The following is a 25,819-nucleotide window of genomic DNA, read 5'->3' on the forward strand; positions in this document are numbered from 1 at the left end:
AGTTGTTCAATCCCCTGCAGGCGGGTGCCGATGCTGGCGCCAGCTGTCGTCGATCTTGGACCAGGTCTTGCCATCGGTACTGGCCATCAGCTTGCGGCCGTCCTTGAACGTCGCAAGGAAGGTGGCTTCTTCCTCCTTGCCGCCCAGCCATAGCCCGGCCAGCAAGCCCACCGGGCCGGCCACCAGGGCGCCGGCCATGCCCCAGCCCAGCGCGGTACCCAGGCTGCGATTGGATTCCAGGCTGGCCAGGCGCAGGTCGCTGATGCGGGCAAGGGAAATCCGCTCGCCAGGCGAGGGGCTGCGCGGGGTCTTGAGTGTGAGCGATCCATTGCGATACTCGCCTTCACCTTGCAAGAAATCGCCGGATTGCACCGTGAGCCTTGTCATTGAGTCGTCCTGTCAGTAAAGGGGCTTTGATCAATCCCTACTGAAGCGCTGGCGCGACGGGCAAGTCAACGAGCAGGCGACGGAGGGTTGCGGTGTCATGCCGCACAGGCCTTCACGGCGCGCTTGCGCTTGTGCTCGGCCCAACCCCACACCAGCAGCGCCAGCGCCCCGATCAACAGGCCGGCCGTCACGATGCCCATCCAGCCCTGGTACTGGAACAACTGTGTGCCCAGCAAGGAGCCTAGTGCCCCGCCGATGAAATAACAGGTGATGTAACCGGCATTGAGGCGGGTACGGGCTTCGGGCCGCAAGGCGATGACCGCATTCTGGTTGCTCACATGCACCAGCTGCACGGCCAGGTCCAGCACCAGTACGCCGAGCAGCAAGGCCAGTAGCGAGCTTTCGGCGAAACCCAGCGGTACCCACGACAGCAACAGCGCAACAAGGCCCACTGTGGTGCCCAGCGAGCCTCTGCCGCGGTCAGCCAGGCGGCCGGCCCAGTTGGCCGAAAGTGCACCTGCTGCGCCGGCAAGGCCGAACAGGCCGATAACCGCGTCGGAATAGTGGTAGGGCTCACGCGCCAGCAGAAACGCAAGCGGCGTCCAGAACAGCCCGAACAGGCTGAACGCCAGCAACCCCAGCAGCGAGCGCAGGCGCAGCACTGGCTCCTCAATGAACAGGCGGAATACAGAGCCGATCAGTGCCGGGTATTTCAGCCCGGCATGGCTGTGGTGTTGTGGCAGGCTGCGGTACAGGGCAAAGGCGGTGACAGCCATCAGCACCGCGGCCAACACATAGATGCTGCGCCAGCCACCCAGCTCGGCCATGAAGCCGGCAGCGGTGCGCGCCAGCAGTATGCCCAGCAGCAAGCCGCTCATCAGCGTACCCACCGCGCGCCCGCGCTGATGCGGCTCGCTCAGGGTGGCGGCCATGGGCACGAGGATCTGCGCCACTACTGAGAACAGCCCGGTGAGCGCGGTCCCCAGGATCAGCCAGGGCAGGCTGGGGGCGCAGGCGCTGATCACCAGGCCCAAGGTGGAAATGACCGACATGATCACGATCAGGCGGCGTTGCTCGAACAGGTCGCCCAAAGGCGCCAGCAGCAGAAGGCCCGCGCCATAGCTGAGTTGCGCGGCGATGACGATGCTGCCGGCGCTGGCGGTGCTCAGGCCGAACTGTTCGGCGATGCTGTGCAGCAGTGGCTGCGCGTAGTAGTTGCTGGCCACGGCCAGGCCGGTGGCGGTGGCCATCAGCAGGATCAGGGCGCGGCTCAAGGTTGGGGTGTTCATCAATATCTCGGTGCGGGCAAGGTCAGTGGCGTTCAGTATCTGGGCGGCTCAGGCTGGACGCCAGCGTGCAAACATTTCGATCAGGCTGCAAAGCCGCCGTCGGCGGTAAGGCTCGCTCCGGTGATGTAGCCCGCCTCCGGCCCCGCCAGGTACGCCACGAAGCTGGCAATTTCATCTACCTGCCCATAGCGCCCGATTGCCATCAAGGGGAGCAGGCTTTCGGCAAACTCGCCGCTGGCCGGGTTCATGTCGGTATCCACCGGCCCTGGCTGCACGTTGTTCACGGTGATGCCCTGTGGCCCCAAATCGCGTGCCATGCCTTTGGTAAGGCCGACCAATGCCGACTTGCTCATGGCATACGGTGCGCCGCCAGCAAACGGCATGCGCTCGGCATTGGTGCTGCCGATGTTGATGATGCGCCCGCCCTGGCCCATGTAGCGGGCGGCGGCCTGGCTGGCGACGAACACGCTGCGCACGTTGATGGCCAAGGTGCGGTCGAAGTCTGCCAGGTCGAATTCGGTTAGCGGCGCCACGGCCAGTACGCCTGCATTGTTGACCAGGATATCGAGGCGGCCGAAGGCTTTTACGGTGTCGTCCACTGCCAGTTGCACCGCGGCGGCGTCGGCGCTGTCTGCGCGCAGGGCCAATGCCTGGCCGCCGGCGGCTATGACCTGTGCCACCAGGTCGTTGGCCGGGCCTTCGGAGTTTGCGTAGGTGAAGGCAACCTGGGCGCCATCACGGGCCAGGCGGCGGACGATGGCGGCACCGATGCCGCGTGAACCGCCCTGGACCAGGGCCACTTTGCCTTCGAGGGTAAGTTGCTGGGACATGCTGATCTCCTGCTGCAAGCAAGGCCGAATGCCTTGGATGGGCGTAGTATCGACCGATGATTACCTGCTGATAAGATGGCAATCACTATTGGCAGAGTAAACCTTTGGTTGGTAATCATGGCCATGGAGTCGTTCAACGCCCTTGAATGTTTTATCCGCAGCGCCGAAGTGGGCAGCTTCGCCGAAGCGGCCCGCCGTTTGAGCATTACCCCTGCGGCGGTGGGCAAGCATGTCGCCCAGCTTGAAGCGCGCCTGGGTGTGCGGCTGTTCCAGCGTAGTACCCGCAAGCTGACCTTGACCGAAGCCGGGCAGCGTTTTTTAGGCGAAGTCAGTGACAGCTTTCGTACCATCCAGTACGCCGTGGCCAACCTGGCCAGCGCCGAAGGCCAGCCGGCCGGGCTGTTGCGGGTGAGCATGGGGACGGTATTCGGCAGGCTGTACGTATTGCCGCTGCTGGGTGAATTCTTGCGGCGCTACCCGGCGATCACCCCGGACTGGCATTTCGACAACCGTCAGGTAGACCTGATCGGCCAAGGTTTCGATGCGGCGATCGGCGGCGGGTTCGAGCTACCGCTGGGGGTGGTGGCGCGCCGGCTGACCCCTGCGCATCGGGTGTTGGTGGCAGCCCCAGGGTACTTGAGCCAGCATCCGGTCATTGAAGATCCGCAGGTGCTGGGCCGCCATGCCGGCATCTTGATTCGCTCACCGCAGACCGGCCGTGTGCGGTCGTGGCCGTTGACCAGCCGTTGGCAGGCGCAGCAGCCACTGCTATTGCGCCAGGCAATGACCATGAGCGACTCCGATGCAGCGTGCGCCGTAGCCCAGCAGGGGTTGGGTATTGCATTGGTCAGCCTGCCGTTTGCCGTGCCTTACCTGCAGGCGGGCCAACTGCAAAGGGTGTTGCCGGACTGGTATGTGGATGATGGGCATATCAGCCTGTATTACGCCGAGCACAAGCTTCTGCCGGGCAAGACCCGGGCGTTCATCGAGTTCGTGCAGGAGCAGTTCGCTCATGGCGGGTTGGCGCGCAAATTCGATGCGCTTGCCGGTTAGTCGGTCGCTGGCAGGGCCGGCCTCATCGCCGGCAAGCCGGCTCCCACTGGTTTGCGCTGAGCTTGAGAGCAGCGGGGTACCTGTGGGAGATTCTATGGTTATCAGCAAGCCATTTTCGCGCCTTTGGTGACCTATTCGTCCTGATTTTTCATCAGGGCGAATGCCGCTCGTGCGAACTTTCTAGCCAGGATTACCTTTGCGGGGCTTTCCTTTGAGTCTTGCATCGGATTTACCGGCCCTATCGCCGGCAAGCCGGCTCCCACAGGGAACGCGCAGTTCTTGAGGTCTGCACTGTACTTGTGAGCCGGCTTGCCGGCGATGGGGCCGGTTCAGGCAACCTCGATAATGAAGAACAGCTGAGCCCCAAGGCTAACCTCGTCATCGACTTTTTTACCGATCAGTTGCTGGCCTAGCGGTGAGCGCGGGGTAATGACCGTCACCAGTGCGTCTGCCTCGCCAATCTTCAACCCGGCCGCTTCCGGCCCCAGGAACACCTGCCGCTGAGCCCCCGCTTCATCTTCCAGAATCACCAGGCTGCCGATCTGTATCCCCCGCGCGGGGTCATAGTCGCGCAGCACCAGTTGCTGGTAGATCAGCAGTGCCTGGCGAATCTCGGCCGTGCGCCGTGCCTGGCCGGTGGCCAGGTACGAGGCCTCCAGGCCAAGGGTGTCGTACTTGTTTTCGGCGATGTTTTCTTCGGCGGTGGCGGTTTCGTAGGCGGTTTGCGCGGCGCGGCGCAATACTTCCATGTCGGTTTCCAGGGCTTCAACGATACGCGTGAGCAGGGCGGCCTTGTTCATGATCAGTAACAGAACTCCAGCACGTTGGCCTGGCTCTTTTCGGTCGGCGCAGTGCGGTTCTGCGACAGCCAGAACTGGCACTTGGGGCTGTTGAGGTTGCGTGGGTTGCCTTGCGCGGCCTCGGCCGCCTGCTGCAGCTCCTGCTTGTGCAGGATGGCCTTGTAGCGCTCGAACATCTCGTTTTGCGCATCCGCCGGTTGCGCCGGCGGGGCCGCGGGCCGGGCAAGGGCGGGGGCGACGGCTTGGGCCACCGGCTGTACCTGCTCGGGCCACAGGTGTACGGCCAGCCACAGGCTCAGCGCGATGGCCACGGCACCGAGCCACAGGCCCAATGCCACACACAGGGTCAGTTGCACCGGCTTGAGGGTTATTTGCAGTTCACGGTGGCGGGGCATGGTGGCCTCCTGGCAGGCGTTATGTCGGCCATTGTCGCATGGCATCGGGCGGTTTTTCAGCGTTGGTGCTTTTGTCGGCGACAATTTAACCGCAGAATCCGTGATTTTGCGCAGGGCGAGGGCAGGGCACATGAACGTCACCTGGGACATTTTCTGCAGTGTCGTCGACAACTACGGTGATATCGGCGTGACCTGGCGCCTGGCCCGGCAGCTGGTGGCCGAGCACGGGCTGGCGGTGCGCCTGTGGGTGGACGACCTGGAGGCTTTCGTGCCCCTGTGCCCAGGCGCCGACGCCGGCGCCGCGCGGCAATGGCAGCAGGGCGTCGAGGTGCGCGCCTGGCCTGGCCAGTGGCAGCCGGTCGAGCCCGCCGATGTGGTGATTGGTGCCTTTGCCTGCCAGTTGCCCGCGCAGTACGTCGAAGCGATGCGTGCCCGTTCCACGCCGGTCCTTTGGCTTAACCTCGACTACCTCAGTGCCGAAGACTGGGTGGAGGGCTGCCACGGCTTGCCGTCGCCGCAGCCCAATGGCCTGCGCAAGGTGTTTTTCTTCCCGGGCTTTACCGAGAAGACTGGCGGGTTGCTGCGCGAGGCTTCGTTGCTGGCGCAGCGGCAGGCTTTCGAGCAATCTGCACAGGCGCGAGCCGCCTTCCTGCACGGGCTGGGTGTAGACGTGCAGGCCGAGGCGCAACTGGTCTCGCTGTTCGCCTATGAAAACCCGCAACTGGGCAGCTGGCTCGACGCATTGGCCACCGACACCTGCGCCACCCATCTGCTGGTGCCGCAAGGCCGTATTCTCCCGGACCTGGCCAATTGGCTGGGCGAGCCGGGGCTCAAGGTCGGCGACGTGTTCCAGCGGGGGGCGCTGAGGGTGCAGATCTTGCCGTTCGTCAGCCAGGACGACTATGACCGCCTGCTGTGGAGCTGCGATTTCAATGCGGTGCGCGGCGAAGACTCGTTCGTGCGTGCGCAGTGGGCTGGCCGGCCGATGCTCTGGCACATCTACGTGCAAGAGGAAAACGCCCACTGGGAAAAGCTCGATGCGTTCCTGCACCTTTATCGACAGGGCCTGTCGGACGCTGCCGGCGAGGCAATGGTGGCATTGTGGCGCGCCTGGAACATGAACCACGATATGCACCAGGCCTGGCGAGGGGCCCGTAAACACTGGCCGGAACTGCAGCAGCATGCCCGTGAGTGGGCGGCGCGCCAAGCCGCTCGGCCGGACCTCGCCAAGGCGCTGGTACAGTTTTACCGAAATTGGCTATGATATGCGGCCTCGATTTTTATAAATCCATCCAGATTCGGATACTTCGTAATGAAAACTGGTAAAGAACTGAAACCCGGTACCGTACTGCGGATCGACAACGACCCGTGGCTGGTTCAGAAAGCCGAGTTCACCAAATCGGGTCGCAACAGCGCGATCATGAAGACCAAGCTGAAAAACCTGCTGACCGGCTACAAGACCGAAACCGTTTACGGTGCGGACGACAAGCTGGACGACGTGATCCTGGATCGCAAAGAAGCGACCCTGTCGTTCATCAGCGGTGACTCGTACACCTTCATGGACACCACCGACTACACCATGTACGAACTGAACGCCGAAGACATCGACGCCGTTCTGCCGTACATCGAAGAAGGCATGGAAGACATCTGCGAAGCCGTCTTCTTCGAAGGCCGTCTGGTATCGGTCGAGCTGCCGACCACCATCAGCCGTCAGGTTGTCTACACCGAGAACGCTGCGCGTGGCGACACCTCGGGCAAGGTCATGAAGCCTGCCAAGCTGAAGAACGGTACCGAGATCCAGGTTGCCGACTTCATCCAGATCGACGAGTGGATCGACATCGACACTCGCGACAACAGCTTCAAGGGCCGTTCCAAGAAGTAATTCTTCTTGTGATGTGCACAAAAAACCCGGCCTCGGCCGGGTTTTTTTGTGCCTGTGTTCAGACCGTTACATGCAGCCTTACATCCACATTGCCGCGGGTAGCGTTGGAATAAGGGCACACCTGGTGCGCCTTCTCCACCAGCCCTTCGGCTTCGGCCTGGGCCAGGCCCGGCAGGTTGATGTGCAGGTCGATATCCAGGCCGAAGCCACCGGGGATCTGGCCAATGCCCACCTTGGCGGTGATCGAAGCGTCGCCAGGCAGTTGCTTTTTCTCCTGGCCGGCGACGAATTTCAGTGCGCCGATGAAGCAGGCCGAATAGCCGGCAGCGAACATTTGCTCAGGGTTGGTGCCGTCACCGCCCGCGCCGCCCAGTTCCTTGGGGGTGCTCAGCTTGACTTCCAGCTTGCCGTCGCTGGAGCGGGATTTACCGTCGCGACCGCCAGTGGAGGTGGCTTCTGCGATGTACAGCGGAGTGACCTTGTGCATATTGAGCCTCGCTAGTGTGCTGTGCGCCCCGTGTGTATGCCGGGTGCATCGGGTGGGTACGGGATTTAAGTTAGCGCGCAATTAGTTAGCGCGCAAGATAAATCTTCACCGCTCGTCCGAACGGGCATTGCACAGCATAGCCGTCAGAGGTTCTTTTGCAGGCTGTCGCGCAACTCCAGCAGGTCTGCCTGTAGTTGTTGCAGGCGCTCCAGGCTGCGGCCGCTGGCCTTGAGAATGCACGGCGGCACCTCTTTGGCCTGCTGCTGAAGGGCGCGCCCCTTGTCGGTCAGTTGCACCAGCACCACCCGTTCATCCTCGCGGCTACGGGTTCGCTTGAGCAGGCCTTCGCTTTCCAGGCGCTTGAGCAATGGCGTGAGTGAGCCGGGGTCGGTGAGCAGGTGCTGGCTGATCTCGCCCACGGTCAGGCCGTCCTGTTCCCACAGCACGAGCATGGCCAGGTACTGCGGGTAAGTCAGGCCCAGCGCCTGCAGCAGTGGCTTGTAGACTTTGGTCATCAGCAACGAGGTGGAGTGCAGGGCGAAGCAGACCTGGTTGTCCAGCAGCAGCTCGTCGCAAGAAGCTTGGGTGTCGGCGTTCATGCAGGTCCTTGAATGTGATCAATGGGGAAATCTAGCACGCTGAAGGTTTGCGCGCTCATTGCCATCGCAGCTCACTTCGCAGTGCCAGGTCCCACGGGGGGATCGGGCTGAAGCGGCTCTTGAGGAATTCGAGCAGCAAGCGGCTGCGAGAGTTCGTTTCATGTGCCAGGCGCAGCGCATAAATACCGCTGGTCTCTGCCGCGGGCAGGCCGTTGTCGCAAAAAAGCGGCACCAGTTCGCCACGCAGCAGGTACTCGCTGACCAGCCAGGTCGGTAGGTGGGCAATGCCCAGGCCGGCAAGCGCGCCGAACAGCAGCGTTTCAGCATTGTTGGCGGCCATGCGCATCCGCGAGGGCCGATACAGCCGTGATTGCCCATCGACGTTGAAGCGCCAGGCGAACGGCGGTGCCAGGCCGTCCCAGTCCAGCCCGTCGTGGTCGGGCAATTCGCTGGGGCAGGCGGGTATGCCGCGGCTGGCCAGGTAGGCGGGGCTGGCGCAGGCGACGCGGACCATGTAGGCCAGCGGTGTGGCGACCAGGCGGGTATCGGCCAGAGGGCCTGCACGCAGCACCAGGTCGACTTCGCCCAGGTGGCTGCCGTGCAGGTCGACGAAGCTGTCGATCAGGCGCAGGTGCACATCAAGGCCTGGGTAGGCCACCAGGAAGTCGGCAATGGCCGGCGCCAGGTGGCGGCGGCCGAAGGCGGCAGGGGCGTCGATACGGATCAAGCCCTCCGGCGCACTGCTCAGGGACACGGCCTCGGCGCGGGCCAGGCGCAGTTCCTCGATGATGCGCCGGGCGCGCTCGGCGAAAGCGTTGCCTGCAGGCGTGGCGCGCACCGCATGGGTGCTGCGGGTGAACAGGCGGCTGCCCACGGCGCTCTCGAGGTTGTCGATGCGCCGGGCGACGGCGGAGGGGGTGAGTGGATGGCGCCGGGCGGCAGCGGAAAAACTGCCGGTCTCCAGCACATCGAGGAACAGGCTCAGTTGATCGGTCAGGGTGTCAGGGCTCATGGCTGCCTTGCTTTTGCATGAATCGCACAGCCATTGTGCGTTGCTGTGCGTTTCCCCGCCAGAGGGTAATCGTTAGCATGCTCGCATTGTTAACGCAGGCGGATGAGGCCCTGATGATCGAGTGGTTGTTGTATATCGTGCTGGGCGCAGCCTTGGGCACCATGGGTGGGTTGTTCGGCATTGGCGGCGGGTTGATCGCCATCCCGGCGCTGGGTGTGCTGTTCGGGCTCGATCAGCAATTGGCCCAAGGCACAGCCTTGGTGATGGTGGTGCCGAACGTGTTGCTGGCGCTGTGGCGCTATCACCAGCGTAACCGCATCGAGTTGCGCCATGCCTTGCCGTTGTCGGTGTGCAGCTTGGTGTTCGCCTGGTTGGGCTCGATCTGGGCAGTGGGTGTCGATGCGCAGGCCATGCGCCTGGGCTTCGTCGGCTTTCTGGTGGCGCTGGCCCTGTGGAACGTGGCGCGTCTGTTTATCAAGGCTGCTCCGGCAAGCCCGGAGCTGCGCCATCCCTGGCCCTGGCTGGGAGTGCTGGGTTGCTTCAGTGGAACCATGGGCGGTTTGTTCGGGGTGGGCGGCGCGGTGGTGGCCACGCCGATCCTGACCAGCGTGTTCGGCGCCACGCAGGTGGTGGCGCAAGGGCTGTCGCTGGCGCTGGCGGCGCCGAGCACCATGGTGACCTTGCTGACCTATGGCGTGCACCACAGTGTCGACTGGGGTGTGGGGATACCGTTGGCGGTAGGCGGCCTGCTGAGTATCAGCTGGGGAGTGCGGCTGGCCCATGCGCTGCCGGAGAAGGTACTGCGCGGCATGTTTTGTGTGTTTTTGGTGGTGTGCGCGGTGATGCTGGGCTTTGAGCTTTAGGGTGTGGCGTATGGCACAGCCATTACTGGAAGCCTTCGATGATGTAGTCGGCCATGCAGTCGATGATCGGTGACTGGCTTTGTGCATTGCGCAGCAGCATCACATTGGCCACCGGCAGCTCTGGCAAGCCGTCCTGCTCGCCCAGGATGCGGATATTGCCGCCAATCAGGCTCTGCAACTGCGCCGTCACTGCCAGCCCTGCCGTGACGATGGCGAAGATCGCCGCCAGGCTCGGGCTGGTGTAGGCGATGCGGTAGTCGATGCCTTGGGCCTCCAGGGCATTGCAGGTCCAGGCGCGGCAGAAGCAGTCGGTATTGAACAGTGCGAGCGGCATGGGCCGTTGCTCCTGTGGGCAAAAGCTTTCGGCGGCGGCCCACACCAGGCGTTCCTGGCGCAGCAACTGGCCAACCTCGTTGCCGGGCTCGCGGGTGACGATGGTCAGGTCCAGGTCCTGGCGCAGCATCAGGTGTTTCGACGAATCACAGTGCACCTCCACCTGCACCAGCGGGTAGGCCTGGGCGAAACTCGACAGGATGGTCGGCAAGAACCGCATGGCGTAGTCGTCCGGTGTGCCGATGCGCACCAGGCCGACCATGTGCGGCATGCGCAAGGTGTTGAACACTTCGCCATGCAGCTTGAGGATGCGCCGTGCGTAGCCCAGCAGTACCTGGCCCTCGGCGGTCAGGCGCACCTGGCGGCCGTCGCGCTCGAACAGTTGGCGCTGCAGGACGTCTTCCTCCAGGCGTTTCATCTGCATGCTGACGGCCGACTGGGTGCGGTTGACCACTTCGCCGGCGCGGGTGAACCCACCTTGCTCGGCAATGGCGACAAAGGTGCGCAGCACGTCGGCATCGAGGCTTTGGTAGTGGGACATTGCATCAATCTCCTAGATGCATGGCATAAGAAACATTCGTTGGATTGATCTTAAGCCCGGCGCGAGACTGAAGCCATCAACACGGAGGGCTTCACGATGAAAGGTCATGTCAGCAGCATTCAGCACCCAGCCTTTTCCCTTAACCACCTGTGGCATGCGGCCTTGCAGCGCCCGGCTCGCTGGTTGGAGCTGTACCGCCAGCGTCGGGAGCTGGCCAGTCTCAGCGATGCGACGTTGCAGGATCTGGGGTTGAGCCGGGCAGATATCCAGCAGGAGGCAGAGCGGCCATTCTGGGATGATCCGCTGCGTAAGTGAGGGGCACGATGCGCCGCGGGGGCGGCGCTCGGTCTTGAGAACGCTGAAGGGCTGCGACAGGCAGTTACCTCAACGGCGTACCTGCTTGAGCGTTTCGGCAATCAAAAACGCCAGCTCCAGCGACTGGTCGGCGTTCATGCGGGGGTCGCAGTGAGTATGGTAGCGATCCGACAGCCCATCTTCGGTAATCGGCCGTGCGCCACCGATGCACTCGGTAACGTTCTGCCCGGTCATCTCGATGTGAATGCCGCCCGCATGGCTGCCTTCGGCCTGGTGCACCTGGAAGAACTGCTTCACCTCATCGAGAATCTGCGCGAAGTCACGGGTCTTGTAGCCGCTGCTGGCCTTGATGGTATTGCCGTGCATCGGGTCCGAGCTCCACAGCACCTTGCGCCCCTCGCGCTCGACGGTGCGGATCAGCCCTGGCAGGTGCTCACCGACCTTGCCGGCGCCCATGCGCACGATGAGGTTGAGGCGCCCAGGGTCGTTGGCCGGGTTGAGCGTATCGATCAGGCGGATCAGCTCTTCAGGGTTCATGCTCGGGCCGACCTTGACCCCGATCGGGTTGTGCACCCCGCGCAGGAACTCCACATGTGCGCCATCGAGCTGGCGGGTGCGGTCGCCGATCCACAGCATGTGTGCCGAGCAGTCGTAGTAGTCGCCGGTCAGGCTGTCCTGGCGCACGAAGGCTTCTTCGTAGTTCAGCAGCAGTGCCTCGTGGGCGGTGAAAAAGCTGGTTTCGCGCAATTGCGGGGCGCTGTCCAGGCCGCAGGCGCGCATGAAGGCCAGGGTCTCGTCGATGCGGTTGGCCAACTGGTGGTATTTGTCGGCCAGCGCCGAATTGGCGATGAAGTCCAGGTTCCACTTGTGCACCTGGTGCAGGTCGGCGAAACCGCCTTGGGCGAAGGCGCGCAGCAGGTTGAGGCTGGCGGTGGCCTGGTGGTAGGCCTGCAGCAGGCGGTCCGGGTCCGGTACGCGGCTTTTTTCGTCGAAGCCGATCCCGTTGACGATGTCGCCGCGGTAGGCCGGCAACGTGACGTTGCCGATGGTTTCGTCACCCGATGAGCGTGGCTTGGCGAACTGGCCGGCCATGCGCCCGACCTTGACCACCGGGCAGCCGGCGGCGAAGGTCATGACGATGGCCATCTGCAGCAACACCTTGAAGGTGTCGCGGATCTTCGCCGCAGAGAACTCGGCGAAGCTTTCGGCGCAGTCGCCGCCCTGCAGCAGGAAGGCGCGGCCTTCGGTGACCTCGGCGAACTGCCGGCGCAGCTCGCGCGCTTCCCCGGCGAACACCAGCGGCGGGTAGCTGGCCAAGGTCTGCTCGACCTTGAGCAGGTGCGCGGCATCGGGGTAGGTCGGTTGCTGCTGGATCGGCAGGGCACGCCAGCTGTCAGGGCTCCACGGTTGGTTCATCACAGGCTCGGTCTTGTCGGTTATAGGCTGTCTGCCATGGTAACAGTTGGCGCTGAGCTTGTTGCATCGGGGGCGTTGGCGGACAATGCGCGTTTTTGCGCGGGCGGGTGGCAGGTTCATGGCGACGGAGCGGGAAGAACGGCTGTTGGCTCGGGTCGAGGATGCCTTTGGGGTCATCAGCGTGTATGAAGTGGATGATTACCGCTTCCTCGAATTTGGCGATGCCATCGAGCAGAGCTGCGTGTTCACGGCCGACCCTAGCTGGCTGGAGTACGACTATACCCGCGCCATGCTGGTCGGTGCGCTGTGCCACGAACAGCCTGAAAGCGCACTGTTTCTTGGCTTGGGCGCCGGCACCCTGACCCAGGCCTGCATGAAGTTCCTGCCGCTGGAAGACATCGAGGCCATCGAGCTGCGCCCGGATGTACCGCGCCTGGCCATGGAGTACCTGGGCCTGGACGACGACCCGCGGCTGTATGTGCGGGTTGGCGATGCCCTTGAGCTGCTGCCCACGGCGGAGAAAACCGACCTGTTGTTCGTCGACCTGTATACCGACCACGGCCCGGGTGTCGGGCATCTGGCCTGGACCTTTCTGGAAAATTGCCAGAAGCAGCTCAACCCCGGTGGCTGGCTGGTGATCAACCAGTGGGCCGGTGATGACGGCAGGCCGCTGGGCGCGGCGCTGTTGCGCGGGTTGTACCACCGGCATTACTGGGAACTGCCGGTGAAGGAGGGCAATGTGATCCTGCTGGTGCCGGCGGACCTGGAGCAAACGTTGGACCTGGATGGGCTCAAGGGCAGGGCTGAAGCCTTGGCGCCACAGCTGGGGTACAGCCTTGAGGGGTTGATCAAGGAAATCCGCCCCGCAACGTGAAGGCCTGGCGCGGTCCCCCGGTAGGAGCGGCCTTGCGTCGCGAAAGGGTGCGAAGCGCCCTCGGGATTTTAGCGTCGCCGCATACATTGCCGGGTCCGCTTTGCGGCCCTTTCGCGACGCAAGGCCGCTCCTACCGGGGCCGTGCCAGGCTTTGAGAGATAATCGTTTCAGCTATCGGCCATTGATGGCCTCGTACTGGCCCCAGGCCCGTGAAAATTTTCCACACTTCCCGCTATTAATTCGGGTATAGTACGCGCCGGTCTTTTAGCGGACCTCAAAATCAGGTGGTGCAAATCCTCCGAGTCCAGCTTCGGCTGCACGTCCGCTAGGCGGACCTTCCCAAGTTTTTCTTTTTCAATCGTTTTCGCAAATCCCCGCCGCCAGAGCTGCCTGGGTGACCATTTGGTCTTTCAAGGCATGTGCAGCTTTGGAGCATGGGTCTTTGCGGATGCACATAGAGGCAGACCCATGACCCAGGAAACCGGCGGATTCGCCGCTCTCGATCTCAATCCGAATATCGTTGCTGCTGTTCTGGCCACCGGCTACGAAGAGCCTTCGGCTATTCAGCATCAATCGATCCCGATCATCCTCGCCGGTCACGACATGATCGGCCAGGCGCAGACTGGCACCGGCAAGACCGCTGCCTTCGCCCTGCCGATCCTCAACAAGATCGACGTGAGCAAGCGCGAACCGCAAGCCCTGATCCTGGCGCCAACCCGTGAGTTGGCGCTGCAAGTAGCCACCGCTTTCGAAACCTACGCCAAGCAGATGCCGGGCGTTAACGTGGTGGCTGTATACGGTGGTGCCCCGATGGGCCCACAGCTGCGTGCCATTCGCAACGGCGCGCAAATCGTCGTGGCCACCCCGGGCCGTCTGTGCGACCACCTGCGTCGCGACGAGAAAGTCCTGTCCACCGTGCAGTACCTGGTGCTGGACGAAGCCGACGAAATGCTCAAGCTGGGCTTCATGGATGACCTCGAAGTGATCTTCGATGCCATTCCGGCCAGCCGTCAGACCGTACTGTTCTCCGCTACCCTGCCGTCGTCGATCCGCTCGATCGCCGAACGTCACCTGCGTGAACCCAAGCACGTCAAGATCCAGAGCAAGACCCAGACCGTCACCGCGATCGACCAGGCTCACCTGATGGTGCACGCCGACCAGAAGATCCCGGCTGTTCTGCGTTTGCTGGAAGTGGAAGAGTTCGACGCGCTGATCGCCTTCGTGCGTACCAAGCAAGCCACCCTGGACCTGGCCGCCGCCCTGGAAGCCAAAGGCTACAAGGCTGCTGCGCTGAACGGCGACATCGCCCAGAACCAGCGTGAGCGCGTCATCGACTCGCTCAAGGATGGCCGCCTGGACATCGTCGTCGCCACTGACGTCGCTGCCCGTGGTCTGGACGTACCGCGCATCACCCACGTGTTCAACGTGGACATGCCGTACGACCCGGAGTCCTACGTGCACCGTATCGGCCGTACCGGCCGTGCCGGTCGCGAAGGCCGTGCACTGCTGCTGGTCACCCCGCGTGAGCGCCGCATGCTGCAGGTCATCGAGCGCGTTACCGGGCAGAAGGTTGCCGAAGCGCGCCTGCCGAACGCTCAGGCCGTGCTGGATGCGCGCATCAAGAAGCTGACCTCGAGCCTGGCGCCGCTGGTGGCCGAAGCAGAAGCCACCCACGGTGAACTGTTCGACCGCCTGACCGACGCCCTGGGTTGCAGCCCGCGTGCCCTGTCTGCAGCACTGCTGCGCAAGGCCACCAATGGCCAGGCGCTGGACCTGGCAGCGGTAGAGCGCGAGCAGCCGCTGGTACCAAGCTTTGCACCGCGCGGTGAGCGCCCGGAGCGTGGTGACCGTGCCGAGCGTAGCGACCGTGGTGAGCGCGAGCGTCGTGCGCCACTGCCGCTGGCCGAAGGCCGCGTGCGTTGCCGTACCGCGCTGGGTGCCCGTGACGGTATCGCCGCCAAGAACCTGCTGGGTGCGATCCTCAACGAAGGTGGCCTGGCCCGTGATGCGATCGGTCGCATCCAGGTGCGTGACAGCTTCAGCCTGGTTGAGTTGCCGGAAGACGGCCTCGAGCGCCTGCTGACCAAGCTCAAGGACACCCGCGTGGCTGGCAAGCAGCTGAAGCTGCGTCGCTACCGCGAAGATTGATCCTGGTGTAATGAAAAAATCCCCGGCTTAGGTCGGGGATTTTTTTTGCCTGCAGTTTTTTGGGGCTGCCATGCAGCCCTTCGCGACGCAAGGCCGCTCCTACGGGCGATTCTTCAGTCGAAGCGATAGATGTCCATACCCAGCGCCCCCAGGGTAAACCCTTGGTGCACGATGCCAAATCTGCCCCCGGCCCCAAGGGCAAAGAACAACGGCAAGAAATGCTCATCACTGGGATGGTTATGCAGCGCAAACGGCGCTTGTTGCTTGAAGTCCAGCAGCGCGGCCTGATCGTCCTCGCTCAGCTTCTCCACCACCCAGTCACGAAACGCCAGTGCCCAAGGCGCGATCACGTCCGGCCCGGCATGCCAGTCTAGCTCGCCCAGGTTATGGGTGATGCTCCCGGACCCCACCAGCAACACACCCTCGCTGCGCAGCCCGGCCAATGCCTGGCCGACCTTGATTTGCAGCGCCGGCCCCATGTGGCTCGGTAGCGACACCTGAATCAGCGCAATGTTTGCGTCGGGATACATCAACGACATCGGCACCCAGGCCCCATGGTCGAATGGCCGCTGGGCATCCAGGCGAGCCGGCAGGCCGGCGGCGTTCAGCCGCTCGCTGACGTTTGCGGCCAGTTGCGCATGGCCAGGCGCAGGGTATTGGACGGCATACAGCGCTGCAGGAAAGCCGTAGAAGTCATGCCAGGTTTCTGGGTGCGGGTTGCCGGTAACCAGCAGCTCTTGGCTTTCCCAGTGCGCCGAAACCACCACGACCGCCTTCGGGCGTGGCAGGGCATTGGCCAGCCGGGCCAGTGCCGGTCCGCTGGCGCCGGGTTGCAGGGCGAGCATGGGGGAGCCGTGGGAAATGAACAGGCTGGGCAGCATGGTAGGGTCCTGAGGGGTAAGATGCAGTCATCTTCAATCAGTCACCGATCGATATCCAATATAAGATTTTTGCGCAACCGATCTAAAAACCAGGAGGAACTATGGAGCCGGCGTTCTGGCACCGAAAGTGGGCCGATAACCAGATCGGTTTTCACCAGGCTCAAGCCAACCCCTATCTGCAACGCTATTGGCCGGGGCTCGGCCTGGCTGCCGGTAGCCGGGTGCTGGTGCCGCTGTGTGGCAAGAGCCTGGACCTGGCCTGGCTGGCGGGGCAGGGCTATCGCGTGCGGGGTATCGAACTGTCGCGCCGGGCGGTGGAGGATTTTTTCCAGGAGCAGGGGCTGCAGGCGCAGGTCCGGCAACAGGGGGCGTTCGAGGTCTGGTGCAGTGGTGAGGTGGAGCTGTGGTGTGGCGATTTCTTCGCCTTGCGCGCCGAGGATGTGGCCGATTGCGTGGGGCTGTATGACCGGGCTGCCTTGATTGCCCTGCCACCGCAAATGCGTGAGCGTTACATGGGCTTGCTTTCGCGAATGCTGCCTGGGGGTAGTGGGCTTCTGGTGACCCTGGACTACGAGCAGAAACTGTTGGAGGGGCCGCCGTTTTCGGTCGCCGACGAGGAAGTGCGGCGTGGGTTTGCCGGGCGGCAGGTGGAGGAGGTGGAGACGCGAGACGTGATAGGGGAAAGCCCTAAGTTCTTGCAGGCGGGGGTCAAGCGCCTGGTGGAGCGGGTGTATCGCATACGGTTCTGATTTGGGTTTGCCGGTGCCGGCCCTATCGCCGGCAAGCCGGCCCACAGATACCCCCGCAGTTCTGAGGATTTGTGGCTTACATGTGCGGGCCGGCTGCATGAGAAAGGGCGACCGAAGTCGCCCTTGCTTGTTGGCAGAGAATCAGCCGCGGCGGCGCAGCGCCTCGATGCGCTCTTCCAGCGGCGGGTGGCTCATCAGCAGGCCGGCCAGGCCGTGCTTGAGGCCGCCATTGATGCCGAAAGCCTTCATGGTGTCGGGCATGTGCACCGGCAGGCCTTGCTCGACGCGCAGGCGCTGCAGGGCGCCGATCATCGCGGCGGTGCCGGCCAGTTGCGCTCCGGCTTCGTCGGCGCGGTATTCGCGGCGGCGCGAGAACCACATAACGATCATGCTGGCGAGGATGCCCAGGACCAGCTCGGCGACGATGGTCGCCACGTAGTAGGCAATACCCTGGCCTTCTTCGTTCTTGAAGATCACCTTGTCGACGAAGTTGCCGATGATGCGGGCGAAGAACATCACGAAGGTGTTCACCACGCCCTGCACCAGCGCCAGGGTGACCATGTCACCGTTGGCCACGTGGCCGATCTCGTGGGCCAGCACGGCGCGCACTTCATCAGGCGAGAAGCGCTCCAGCAGGCCCTGGGACACAGCTACCAAAGCGTCGTTGCGGTTCCAGCCGGTGGCGAAGGCGTTGGCCTCGTAGGCCGGGAAGATACCCACTTCGGGCATCTTGATGCCGGCTTCGCGGGACAGCTCTTCGACCGTCTGCAGCAGCCACTGCTCGTGGCGGGTACGCGGCTGGGAGATGATCTGGGTGCCGGTGCTCATCTTCGCCATCCACTTGGAGATGAACAGCGAAACGAGGGAGCCGGCGAAGCCGAACACGGCGCAGAAGACCAGCAGGCTGCTGAGGTTGAGGTCAACCCCGTTGGCGGCCATGAACCCGTCGAAGCCGAACAGGCTCAGGGTAATGCTTGCAACCAGCACCACCGCAAGGTTGGTGGCTACAAACAACAGAATGCGCATCATGGTTGTTACGTTCTCCTGACGGATGAGTGTGTTGCGTATGCGGGGTATATAAGGGGCCGGACGCGCTGATTCAATCGGGGGACTATTTCAAACTGTGTACGGCGGAGTATGGCAGAGGATCTGGCGGGGGCATTGAGCTAGAGCGTTGCAGGATGTAAGAAAGGTTATGTGGGGTTGTAGGGGGCTGCTTTGCAGCCCAATCGCCGGCAAGCCGGCTCCCACAGGTACACCACAGTTCTGAGGACTTGTGCTGTTCTGTGGGAGCCGGCTTGCCGGCGATGAGGCCGGTACTTACTGCGAATACGTGCGCAGGAAGTTGCCAATCCGGCCAATCGCCGCTTCCAGGTCATCCACCCGCGGCAAGGTCACCACGCGGAAGTGGTCCGGCCACGGCCAGTTGAACGCCGTGCCCTGGACGATCAGCAGTTTTTCCGACAGCAGCAGGTCCAGCGCGAACTTCTCGTCGTTGAGGATCGGGCAGACTTTAGGGTCGATCCGCGGGAAGGCATACAGCGCACCCATCGGCTTGACGCAGCTCACCCCTGGGATGTCATTGAGCAGCTCATAGGTGCGGTTGCGCTGCTCCAGCAGCCGGCCCGGCGGCAGCACCAGGTCATTGATGCTCTGATAGCCGCCCAGCGCAGTCTGGATGGCGTGCTGGGCCGGCACGTTGGCGCACAGGCGCATGTTGGCCAGCATGTCGATGCCTTCGATGTAGCTCTGGGCGTGGTGCTTGGGCCCGGAGATGATCAGCCAGCCGGAGCGGAAGCCCGCCACCCGGTACGACTTGGACAGGCCGTTGAAGGTCAGGCACAGCAGGTCCGGGGCCAGCGACGCGGTGCTGATGTGCACGGCCTCGTCATAGAGGATCTTGTCGTAGATCTCGTCGGAGAACACCACCAGGTTGTGCTGGCGTGCCAGCTCCAGCATGCCCAGCAGCAACGCTTTGGAGTAGACGGCGCCGGTCGGGTTGTTCGGGTTGATGATGACCAGGGCCTTGGTGTTCGGGGTGATCTTGGCCTTGATGTCTTCAAGGTCAGGGAACCAGTCGGCCTGCTCGTCGCACAGGTAATGCACCGGCTTGCCGCCAGCCAGGCTCACCGCGGCGGTCCACAGCGGGTAGTCGGGGGCCGGGATCAGCACTTCGTCGCCGTTGTTGAGCAGTGCCTGCATCGACATGACGATCAGCTCGGACACACCATTGCCCAGGTAGATGTCCTCGATGGTGACGCCTTCGATTTCCTTCTGCTGGCAGTACTGCATCACCGCCTTGCGCGCGCTGAACAGGCCTTTGGAGTCGCTGTAGCCTTGGGCGGTGGGCAGGTTGCGGATCACATCCTGGAGGATTTCGTCCGGCGCTTCGAAGCCAAACGGCGCCGGGTTGCCGATGTTCAGCTTGAGGATGCGGTGGCCTTCCTCTTCCAGGCGTTTGGCGTGCTTGAGCACCGGGCCGCGAATGTCGTAGCAGACATTGGCGAGCTTGTTCGATTTGCTGAACTGCATGATGTGATCCCGATTGAGAATACGCGGTGCGCCGCCGTCGAAAGGTTTGAAAGGGCGGGGCGCGGGTGCCAGACTTGAGGCCTTGCACACGAAGCCAACTAATATACGTGCCACCCGCGCTACGGAAAAGACGGCGCGAGGTGAAATTCAGCCTGCCGAGGTCCCTACATGCAAAAGATCGACAAAACCCTTGAACAATGGCGTGCGATGCTCGACCCGGAGCAGTACCAGGTGTGCCGCCTCAAAGGTACCGAGCGGCCGTTTACCGGCAAGTACAACAGCGAAAAGCGTGCAGGTACCTACCATTGCATCTGCTGCGACCTGCCGCTGTTCGATTCGAACACGAAATTCGACTCTGGCTGTGGCTGGCCGAGTTTTTACGCGCCGATCGAAGACAGCGCGATGATCGAGACGCGCGACACCTCCCACGGCATGATGCGCACCGAGGTGACCTGCGCGCAATGTGACGCCCACCTGGGCCATGTGTTCCCCGACGGCCCGCCACCGACCGGCCTGCGTTACTGCATCAACTCGGTGTGCCTGGACTTCAAACCGCGTGACGGAGCCTGACCATGGCTGAATCGATGCTGGACATCCCCTGCGTGACCTTGGCCGGTGAGCGCAAGGTGCTGGGCGACTTTGCAGGCAAGGCGCTGCTGGTGGTCAATACCGCCAGCCAGTGCGGCTTCACCCCGCAGTACAAGGGGCTGGAGCACCTGTGGCAGCTTTACCGCGAGCGTGGCCTGGTGGTGCTGGGTTTCCCGTGCAACCAGTTCGGCAAGCAGGAGCCGGGGGAGGCGCGGGAGATCGCGCAGTTCTGCGAGCGCAATTTCGGCGTGAGTTTCCCGCTGTTTCGCAAGGTGGAGGTCAACGGCCCGGGGGCCCACCCGCTGTTCGTCGAGCTCAAGCAGCGTGCGCCAGGCCTGCTCGGGTCGCAGAAGATCAAGTGGAATTTCACCAAGTTTCTGTTCGAACCGGCCAGCGGCAAGGTCACGCGCTATGCGCCAACCACCAAGCCGCAGGCACTCGAGGCCGATATCGAGCGCCTGCTCAGCCGCTGAGCGGCACCCAGTGGTCGATCAGCGCCAGTAGTTCTTCACGCCGGAACGGCTTGGCCAGGTAGTCGTTCATGCCCGCCGCCCGGCAGCGCTCGCGCTCTTCGGGCATGGCGTTGGCGGTCAGGGCAACGATCGGCAGTGCTGGCCAGCGGCCGCTCTGGCGGATGCGTCGGCTGGCCTCGTAGCCGTCCATCACCGGCATGTTGCAGTCCATCAACACCAGGTCGAAGTCTTCCTGCTCGAGCCATTCCAGCGCCTCGACGCCCTGGGTGGCCACCTGCACCAGGCAGCCGAGCTTGGCCAGCATGCCCTTGGCCACCAGTTGGTTCACCGGGTTGTCCTCCACCAGCAGAATGCGCGCCCGGCCGTCGGTAGCGGTGAGTGCGGGGATGGCCAGCGGGTGTTCGGGTGCATGGCCCTGCAGGGTGCGGCGCAGCGTCTGATACAAGGCATTGCGTGCCAGGGGGCGGGCCAGCTGATGCAACGGGGCCAGTTGCGCTGCCTGTTCTGGCGACAGGAAATTGCCGTAGGCCGTCACCAGCAGGATCGGTGCTGTCAGCGCAGGGCGCAGCTGGAACAAGTGGTCCAGGTCGTCGGTGATCAACAGGTCGATGGTACCGCCCGCCAGTGCCTGGGCACTGTCATGCCTTGAGTAGCTCAGGCCCCAGCGCGGCAGCACGTCCTGCAGCAGTTCGCCAAGGCCGCTGGCGGCGTTGCTCAGCGCCACCACGCGGCCCTCCAGCGGCGCAGGTGCAATGGCCTCGGTGTGGGTGGTCAGCGGTAATTCGGCGCTGAAGCAGCTGCCCAAACCTGGTTCGGAGCGGATGTGCAGGTGGCCCTGCATGGCTTTGCACAGGTTGCGGGTCAGTGCCAGGCCCAGGCCCGTGCCGCCGTATTGGCGGGTAATGCCGGCGCCGGCCTGTGTGAACGGCTGGAAGATGCGTGCCTGTGCATCTTCGGCAATGCCGATGCCGGTGTCGCGCACTGCCAGGCGCACGCCGCCGACGATGGTGGTCAGGCACACGTCGACGCGGCCGAACCGGGTGAACTTGAGGGCATTGGACAGCAAATTGCTCACTACCTGGCGTACCCGGGTCGGGTCGCCCAGTACCGAACTTGGGAAGTCACTGGCGATCAGGCAAGTCAGCTCGACGCTTTGCGCGGCGTTCTGCGATAACAGGTTGGCGGTGTCCTCCACCATCGCGCCCAGGTCGAAGGGGATGCGTTCGAGTTCAAGCTGCCCGGCATCGAACTTGGACAGGTCGAGAATATCGTTGAGCAGTTCCACCAGCACCTTGCCCGAGTCGTGGGCAATCGACAGCTGCTGGCGCTGCTCACTCTCCAGCGGGCTGTCCAGGGCCAGGGCGATCATGCCGAGCATGCCGTTGAGTGGGGTGCGAATTTCATGGCTCATGTTGGCCAGGAACGCCGCTCGGGCCTGGGCCATGTCCAGGGCGCGCTGACGGGCTTGCTCCAGCTCCTGGTTGGACTGGCTGAGGCGGCTGTTGCTGGCCTTGAGCTCTTCGGTGCGGGCCGAAACGATGTCTTCCAGCTCGTTGAGGTACTGCGTCAGGCGGTTTTCGGCGGTGCGCCGTTGCTGGATTTCTGTAGCCATGCTGACCAGTTGCTGGTTGGCGACCTTTACCAGCACGCCGATTTCATCGAGTTCGTGGCCGGGAGGGCAATCAAGGCGGGTTTGCCCGGGGTGGCGGGGGTCGCGGCCGCTGAGTGCGCCGATCACTTTCACCAAGGGTTTGGTCAGCATCATGTAGAACAGTGCCAGGAGGATGCCGGTGAGCACCAGGCTGCGGGCAAAGCCGTTGAGCAGCGTGACCCCGGCGCGGTCCAGGAAGCGGCTGCCGAAGGCGAAGGTGTCGACGTCCAGGTACAGCGTGCCGAGGTACTCTTCGGGCATATGGGTTAGGAACAGGCGCTCCTGGAACTGGCGCTGTTCGCCGAACAGAAAATCGCTCAAGGGCCGGTAGCTGTCCTGCAGCCGGACGCGTTCGACATCGGCCAGTACGGTTTCGTTGTTGTCGATCAAGCGCGCGCGGAACACGGCCGGTGACTGCAGCAGGCCCCGGGTCAGCTCCAGGGCCAGTTCCGAGTCGATGTTATAGGCGATGCGCGAGGCCGGGTTGTGGCTGATTTGCAGTAATGCTTGCACTTCACGGTTGATGGATGCGTCTTCGCTGGCATAATCGATGCCGATCTGGATGAGACTGAGCAATGTTCCCAGGATGAAGCCGACCAGGACTGTCAACCGGGCTTGCTTGTATGACAGGCGATTGGTGAACTTGATATCCATGAGCCCCGAGCCGGTTTCACGTCCCTTGCGCTGCGCAAGCATAGCCGATCAGCCACGGCTGCTGGTGGGCCTGTCGCACATTCAGCTTCAAATCTCACCTGTCTTGCTAGGAGTCGTCATGGACGCCCGCTTGAATGCTTTTCTGGAACGCGCAGAGTCCGTGCTGGCGCGCCTTGAGCCGCTGTTGCCGGCACCGCGTGCGGACATCGACTGGAACACTACGCTGGCCGCCCGCTGGCAGCGCGATGGCCGTACCGGCTACTTGATGCCGCTGCACGTGAGCCTGGACATCCGCCTGACCGACCTGATCGGCGTCGACAAGCAACGTGACCAGCTGGGCCGCAATACCCATCAGTTCATCAATGGCCTGCCGGCCAACCATGCGCTGCTGTGGGGCTCGCGTGGTACGGGCAAATCGTCGCTGGTGCGCGCGCTGCTGGCCGAGCACGCCGCAGCCGGCCTGCGCCTGATCGAGATCGAGCGTGACCATCTGGCTGATTTGCCGCGTGTGGTCGAGCAACTGCAGAAGCTGCCGCAACGTTTTGTCCTGTTCTGCGACGACCTGTCGTTCGAAGCCGGGGAGGGCGACTACCGGGTGCTCAAGAGCGTGCTCGACGGCTCGCTGGAGCAGGCGCCGGACAACGTGTTGTTGTACGCCACCTCCAACCGCCGCCACCTGGTGCCGGAAAAAGAGAGTGACAACGAAAACTGGAAGCGCGTCGACGGCGAACTGCACCCCAGCGAGGCGGTGGAAGACAAGATCGCCTTGTCCGACCGTTTTGGCCTGTGGCTGTCGTTTTACCCCTTCACCCAGGAGCATTTCCTCGATGTGGTCGAGCACTGGATAGGCCAGCTGGCGCGCTCTGCCGGCCTGGCCTGGCAGCGTGACGAAGCACTCGACATCCTCGCCGTGCGCTGGGCCACCGGCCGCGGCAACCGTAATGGCCGTTGTGCCTACCAGTTCGCCCGTTATTGGGTGGGGCTGCAATTGTTGGAGCAGAAATAAATGATCGACCTCAATGCCAGTGGCGCCGGCCTCGACGGCTATGACCTGCTGGCTGCGCAAGTGCAGGCGCTGTTCGCCGACGAGCGTGACTTCATCGCCAATGCCGCGCAGTTTTCGGCGTTTTTGTACAACCAGGTGGACGACCTGAACTGGGCCGGGTTCTACCTCAACCGTAATGAAGAGCTGGTGCTGGGCCCGTTCCAGGGCCAGGTGGCTTGTGTGCGCATTCCGTTCAGCCGCGGCGTGTGCGGCGCAGCAGCGGCCACTCGGCAGACCCAGCGGGTGGAAGACGTGCACGCCTTCCCGGGGCATATTGCCTGTGACAGCGCATCCAATAGTGAGTTGGTGATTCCGCTGGTGAAGGAGGGCAGGCTGATTGGTGTGCTCGATTTGGACAGCCCGAAGCTGGCGCGCTTCAGTGAAGCGGACCAGCGGGGGTTGGAGCGGCTGGCGGCGGTCTTCCTGGAGTTGACCGACTGCTAGCCTGCGTTATCAGGGCTGCTGCGCAGCCCATCGCCGGCAAGCCGGCTCCTACAGGGGCTGCGCTGTATCTGTGGCTTGCCGGCGTTGTTCACATCAATCGTAGATGACCCGCTTTTTCCAGGTTTCTTCCTGGTCTGTCTTGAGCCCTTGGGTCAGTGCGTTTTCGTCATTCTCGGCCGGCTCCATCTGGTCCAGCACCTGGGCATTGGCCCGGGCCAGCAGTTTCTCCAGGTAGGTCAGCTGCTCTTCATACACCTTGGGTTCAGGCTGTTTGCGCAAATACTGCACACCGCGCTCGAACGCCAGGCGCGCCTGGCCTGGCTGCTCTTGCTGCAATGCCTGCTGGCCCAGGTTGTTGAAGAACTCGATGTGCAGCAGCACCAGCAGGTGGCGAATCTCCTTTACCCAATGCTTGCCCTCGGTCGTTTGCAGGACGTTCTCCTGGGTGGCCTTGACGATCTGCGTGTGCAAAGCCTCCAGCAAGAAGCGCACATCCTTGGCTTTGGCCTCGGTCAGGATCGGGGTGGGCGGGTTGTTCACCGGGATTCGCTCGCCTTGGGCAACCAGGCCTTCCAGTTCGGCGATGCGTGCTTTGAGTTCGGCATTGTTCTTGTCCAGCGCCAGTTGCCGCTGATCGAGGTTGAGCTCCAGGCGCGTGAGCAACAGCTTGAGCGCCGGGGTCATGAACTGGCCGGGGAAGGTCTCGGTGATTTCGCCACAGCGGCGTACGCGGTCGGCGAGTTCGATCTTCAGCCGCGCGCGCTCCAGTTTGCTGTTCTCGACCACGTTGTTGAGGTAGCCGATCACGATCAGCAACGCGATACCCGCAACGATGAGCAGTGTGATCAGAAGTGGTGTCACCGTTAACGCCTCATCAGGAAGTTTTACATTGAGAGTGTAGCGAACAGGCCAGCCAGGGCGCCACGTGACTCTGTGTCGGCTCGTCGCCGGATTTCTCCAGTGATGGCACTTTGCGTTCAGCCCGCCAGAAAATCAACGCCAATCCTTGGGCACGCCTTTCGAGCACCCTATATAGAGAGCGAAGTCATTGATTTAAATAAATTTCTAGAAAAGGGTTGACGACCTTTCAAGGCATCCATAGAATGCGCGCCACTTGCAGCGTAAAGCACACAGCGGAACGCGGCAGGGAGTGAAAGCAGGCAGTAATGCTTGTAGCGTGTCCCCTTCGTCTAGTGGCCTAGGACACCGCCCTTTCACGGCGGTAACAGGGGTTCGAGTCCCCTAGGGGACGCCATTGCGGGAATAGCTCAGTTGGTAGAGCACGACCTTGCCAAGGTCGGGGTCGCGAGTTCGAGTCTCGTTTCCCGCTCCAGTTTCTCCGGCAGCGCCTCACGGCGGGGCAGGAAAAGAAAACCCAGGGTGAATCGTGAGGTTCAAATCTGGTGCACTGAAAAGTGTTGTGTGTCCCCTTCGTCTAGTGGCCTAGGACACCGCCCTTTCACGGCGGTAACAGGGGTTCGAGTCCCCTAGGGGACGCCATTTGCGGGAATAGCTCAGTTGGTAGAGCACGACCTTGCCAAGGTCGGGGTCGCGAGTTCGAGTCTCGTTTCCCGCTCC

General features: G+C 63.0%; 26 protein-coding genes, 4 tRNA genes and 1 pseudogene. 16 read left to right on the plus strand and 15 right to left on the minus strand.

Annotation, left to right across the window (positions count from 1 at the left end):
* Positions 1–6 precede the first annotated feature (6 nt).
* The 3 genes from EGJ09_RS16335 to EGJ09_RS16345 form a co-directional block, all read right to left on the minus strand.
* Complete coding sequence (locus tag EGJ09_RS16335; RefSeq protein ID WP_046786606.1) at positions 7–387, minus strand: hypothetical protein; 381 nt, start codon at positions 385–387, stop codon at positions 7–9.
* Positions 388–482: 95 nt separating this feature from the next.
* Positions 483–1,676 carry an MFS transporter gene (locus EGJ09_RS16340; protein ID WP_115275580.1) on the minus strand — a complete coding sequence of 398 codons (1,194 nt, stop codon included), beginning with the start codon at positions 1,674–1,676 and terminating at the stop codon, positions 483–485.
* A gap of 80 nt (positions 1,677–1,756) precedes the next feature.
* On the minus strand, positions 1,757–2,506 hold the full coding sequence (locus EGJ09_RS16345; RefSeq protein WP_115275581.1) for a 3-oxoacyl-ACP reductase family protein: 750 nt from the start codon (positions 2,504–2,506) through the stop codon (positions 1,757–1,759).
* 117 nt (positions 2,507–2,623) lie between these two features.
* On the opposite strand from EGJ09_RS16345, the gene EGJ09_RS16350 reads away from it, so the two are divergent.
* Positions 2,624–3,559: a LysR family transcriptional regulator gene (locus EGJ09_RS16350; RefSeq protein ID WP_042111251.1), complete on the plus strand. Its 936-nt coding sequence runs from the start codon at positions 2,624–2,626 to the stop codon at positions 3,557–3,559.
* A gap of 329 nt (positions 3,560–3,888) precedes the next feature.
* On the opposite strand, the gene EGJ09_RS16355 is transcribed toward EGJ09_RS16350, so the two are convergent.
* Complete coding sequence (locus tag EGJ09_RS16355; protein ID WP_115275583.1) at positions 3,889–4,359, minus strand: GreA/GreB family elongation factor; 471 nt, start codon at positions 4,357–4,359, stop codon at positions 3,889–3,891.
* Between the two features lie 2 nt (positions 4,360–4,361).
* Entirely contained in the window at positions 4,362–4,754 is a 393-nt protein-coding gene (locus tag EGJ09_RS16360) for a hypothetical protein (RefSeq protein ID WP_046786601.1), read from the minus strand.
* 130 nt (positions 4,755–4,884) lie between these two features.
* On the opposite strand from EGJ09_RS16360, the gene earP reads away from it, so the two are divergent.
* Positions 4,885–6,018 (plus strand): elongation factor P maturation arginine rhamnosyltransferase EarP, encoded by a 1,134-nt coding sequence (gene earP / locus EGJ09_RS16365; protein ID WP_125924369.1) that lies wholly within the window; start codon positions 4,885–4,887, stop codon positions 6,016–6,018.
* Between the two features lie 48 nt (positions 6,019–6,066).
* Positions 6,067–6,636, plus strand: a complete 570-nt coding sequence (efp, locus tag EGJ09_RS16370; RefSeq protein WP_012271109.1) for an elongation factor P — start codon at positions 6,067–6,069, stop codon at positions 6,634–6,636.
* 58 nt (positions 6,637–6,694) lie between these two features.
* Here efp and EGJ09_RS16375 read toward each other — a convergent pair whose 3' ends face one another.
* The 3 genes from EGJ09_RS16375 to EGJ09_RS16385 form a co-directional block, all read right to left on the minus strand.
* Positions 6,695–7,123, minus strand: a complete 429-nt coding sequence (locus tag EGJ09_RS16375; RefSeq protein ID WP_039605055.1) for an organic hydroperoxide resistance protein — start codon at positions 7,121–7,123, stop codon at positions 6,695–6,697.
* Positions 7,124–7,266: 143 nt separating this feature from the next.
* Complete coding sequence (locus tag EGJ09_RS16380; protein WP_046786599.1) at positions 7,267–7,722, minus strand: MarR family winged helix-turn-helix transcriptional regulator; 456 nt, start codon at positions 7,720–7,722, stop codon at positions 7,267–7,269.
* A gap of 55 nt (positions 7,723–7,777) precedes the next feature.
* Positions 7,778–8,734 carry a LysR family transcriptional regulator gene (locus tag EGJ09_RS16385; RefSeq protein WP_046786598.1) on the minus strand — a complete coding sequence of 319 codons (957 nt, stop codon included), beginning with the start codon at positions 8,732–8,734 and terminating at the stop codon, positions 7,778–7,780.
* Positions 8,735–8,847: 113 nt separating this feature from the next.
* Here EGJ09_RS16385 and EGJ09_RS16390 point away from each other — a divergent pair, with 113 nt between their 5' ends.
* Positions 8,848–9,597 (plus strand): sulfite exporter TauE/SafE family protein, encoded by a 750-nt coding sequence (locus EGJ09_RS16390; RefSeq protein ID WP_115275587.1) that lies wholly within the window; start codon positions 8,848–8,850, stop codon positions 9,595–9,597.
* Positions 9,598–9,619: 22 nt separating this feature from the next.
* On the opposite strand, the gene EGJ09_RS16395 is transcribed toward EGJ09_RS16390, so the two are convergent.
* Entirely contained in the window at positions 9,620–10,471 is an 852-nt protein-coding gene (locus tag EGJ09_RS16395) for a LysR substrate-binding domain-containing protein (protein WP_125924370.1), read from the minus strand.
* 96 nt (positions 10,472–10,567) lie between these two features.
* Here EGJ09_RS16395 and EGJ09_RS16400 point away from each other — a divergent pair, with 96 nt between their 5' ends.
* On the plus strand, positions 10,568–10,786 hold the full coding sequence (locus tag EGJ09_RS16400; protein WP_012313385.1) for a DUF1127 domain-containing protein: 219 nt from the start codon (positions 10,568–10,570) through the stop codon (positions 10,784–10,786).
* 69 nt (positions 10,787–10,855) lie between these two features.
* Here EGJ09_RS16400 and EGJ09_RS16405 read toward each other — a convergent pair whose 3' ends face one another.
* A complete protein-coding gene (locus EGJ09_RS16405; RefSeq protein WP_039603334.1) occupies positions 10,856–12,202 on the minus strand; it encodes a class II 3-deoxy-7-phosphoheptulonate synthase in 1,347 nt (448 codons plus the stop codon).
* Between the two features lie 118 nt (positions 12,203–12,320).
* Between EGJ09_RS16405 and EGJ09_RS16410 the strand changes: the two genes are divergently transcribed.
* Both EGJ09_RS16410 and EGJ09_RS16415 read left to right on the plus strand, forming a co-directional pair.
* Positions 12,321–13,076 (plus strand): spermidine synthase, encoded by a 756-nt coding sequence (locus EGJ09_RS16410; RefSeq protein ID WP_046786595.1) that lies wholly within the window; start codon positions 12,321–12,323, stop codon positions 13,074–13,076.
* Positions 13,077–13,510: 434 nt separating this feature from the next.
* Positions 13,511–15,224, plus strand: a pseudogene (locus EGJ09_RS16415) (DEAD/DEAH box helicase).
* A gap of 113 nt (positions 15,225–15,337) precedes the next feature.
* Here the strand turns inward: EGJ09_RS16415 and EGJ09_RS16420 are convergent.
* Positions 15,338–16,105 (minus strand): class III extradiol ring-cleavage dioxygenase, encoded by a 768-nt coding sequence (locus EGJ09_RS16420; RefSeq protein WP_125924371.1) that lies wholly within the window; start codon positions 16,103–16,105, stop codon positions 15,338–15,340.
* Positions 16,106–16,206: 101 nt separating this feature from the next.
* On the opposite strand from EGJ09_RS16420, the gene EGJ09_RS16425 reads away from it, so the two are divergent.
* Entirely contained in the window at positions 16,207–16,854 is a 648-nt protein-coding gene (locus tag EGJ09_RS16425; protein ID WP_125924372.1) for a thiopurine S-methyltransferase, read from the plus strand.
* Positions 16,855–16,995: 141 nt separating this feature from the next.
* Here EGJ09_RS16425 and htpX read toward each other — a convergent pair whose 3' ends face one another.
* Both htpX and EGJ09_RS16435 read right to left on the minus strand, forming a co-directional pair.
* Positions 16,996–17,883, minus strand: coding sequence for a protease HtpX (gene htpX, locus EGJ09_RS16430; protein WP_115275592.1), 888 nt, complete (start codon positions 17,881–17,883; stop codon positions 16,996–16,998).
* A gap of 291 nt (positions 17,884–18,174) precedes the next feature.
* The gene (locus EGJ09_RS16435) at positions 18,175–19,386 is read right to left on the minus strand and encodes a pyridoxal phosphate-dependent aminotransferase (protein ID WP_060508805.1); all 1,212 of its coding nucleotides are present in this window, start codon (positions 19,384–19,386) and stop codon (positions 18,175–18,177) included.
* 168 nt (positions 19,387–19,554) lie between these two features.
* Between EGJ09_RS16435 and msrB the strand changes: the two genes are divergently transcribed.
* Complete coding sequence (gene msrB, locus EGJ09_RS16440) at positions 19,555–19,956, plus strand: peptide-methionine (R)-S-oxide reductase MsrB (RefSeq protein ID WP_125924373.1); 402 nt, start codon at positions 19,555–19,557, stop codon at positions 19,954–19,956.
* 2 nt (positions 19,957–19,958) lie between these two features.
* Positions 19,959–20,447 (plus strand): glutathione peroxidase, encoded by a 489-nt coding sequence (locus EGJ09_RS16445; protein ID WP_046786589.1) that lies wholly within the window; start codon positions 19,959–19,961, stop codon positions 20,445–20,447.
* On the opposite strand, the gene EGJ09_RS16450 is transcribed toward EGJ09_RS16445, so the two are convergent.
* Positions 20,437–22,794, minus strand: coding sequence for a response regulator (locus tag EGJ09_RS16450; protein WP_125924374.1), 2,358 nt, complete (start codon positions 22,792–22,794; stop codon positions 20,437–20,439). The genes EGJ09_RS16445 and EGJ09_RS16450 overlap by 11 nt on opposite strands.
* Before the next feature lie 76 nt (positions 22,795–22,870).
* Here EGJ09_RS16450 and EGJ09_RS16455 point away from each other — a divergent pair, with 76 nt between their 5' ends.
* Positions 22,871–23,758: an ATP-binding protein gene (locus tag EGJ09_RS16455; protein ID WP_125924375.1), complete on the plus strand. Its 888-nt coding sequence runs from the start codon at positions 22,871–22,873 to the stop codon at positions 23,756–23,758.
* On the plus strand, positions 23,759–24,241 hold the full coding sequence (locus EGJ09_RS16460; RefSeq protein WP_046786586.1) for a GAF domain-containing protein: 483 nt from the start codon (positions 23,759–23,761) through the stop codon (positions 24,239–24,241).
* 93 nt (positions 24,242–24,334) lie between these two features.
* Here EGJ09_RS16460 and EGJ09_RS16465 read toward each other — a convergent pair whose 3' ends face one another.
* Positions 24,335–25,102, minus strand: a complete 768-nt coding sequence (locus tag EGJ09_RS16465; protein ID WP_046786585.1) for a hypothetical protein — start codon at positions 25,100–25,102, stop codon at positions 24,335–24,337.
* A 318-nt stretch (positions 25,103–25,420) separates the two neighbouring features.
* On the opposite strand from EGJ09_RS16465, the gene EGJ09_RS16470 reads away from it, so the two are divergent.
* The 4 genes from EGJ09_RS16470 (at position 25,421) to EGJ09_RS16485 (ending at position 25,817) form a co-directional block, all read left to right on the plus strand.
* Positions 25,421–25,496, plus strand: a tRNA-Glu gene (locus tag EGJ09_RS16470).
* A 2-nt stretch (positions 25,497–25,498) separates the two neighbouring features.
* Positions 25,499–25,574, plus strand: a tRNA-Gly gene (locus tag EGJ09_RS16475).
* 91 nt (positions 25,575–25,665) lie between these two features.
* Positions 25,666–25,741: transfer RNA gene (locus EGJ09_RS16480), tRNA-Glu, on the plus strand.
* A gap of 3 nt (positions 25,742–25,744) precedes the next feature.
* Positions 25,745–25,817: transfer RNA gene (locus EGJ09_RS16485), tRNA-Gly, on the plus strand.
* Positions 25,818–25,819: the final 2 nt, after the last annotated feature.

Source organism: Pseudomonas sp. p106, assembly GCF_003936645.1.
GTDB lineage: Bacteria > Pseudomonadota > Gammaproteobacteria > Pseudomonadales > Pseudomonadaceae > Aquipseudomonas > Aquipseudomonas putida_E.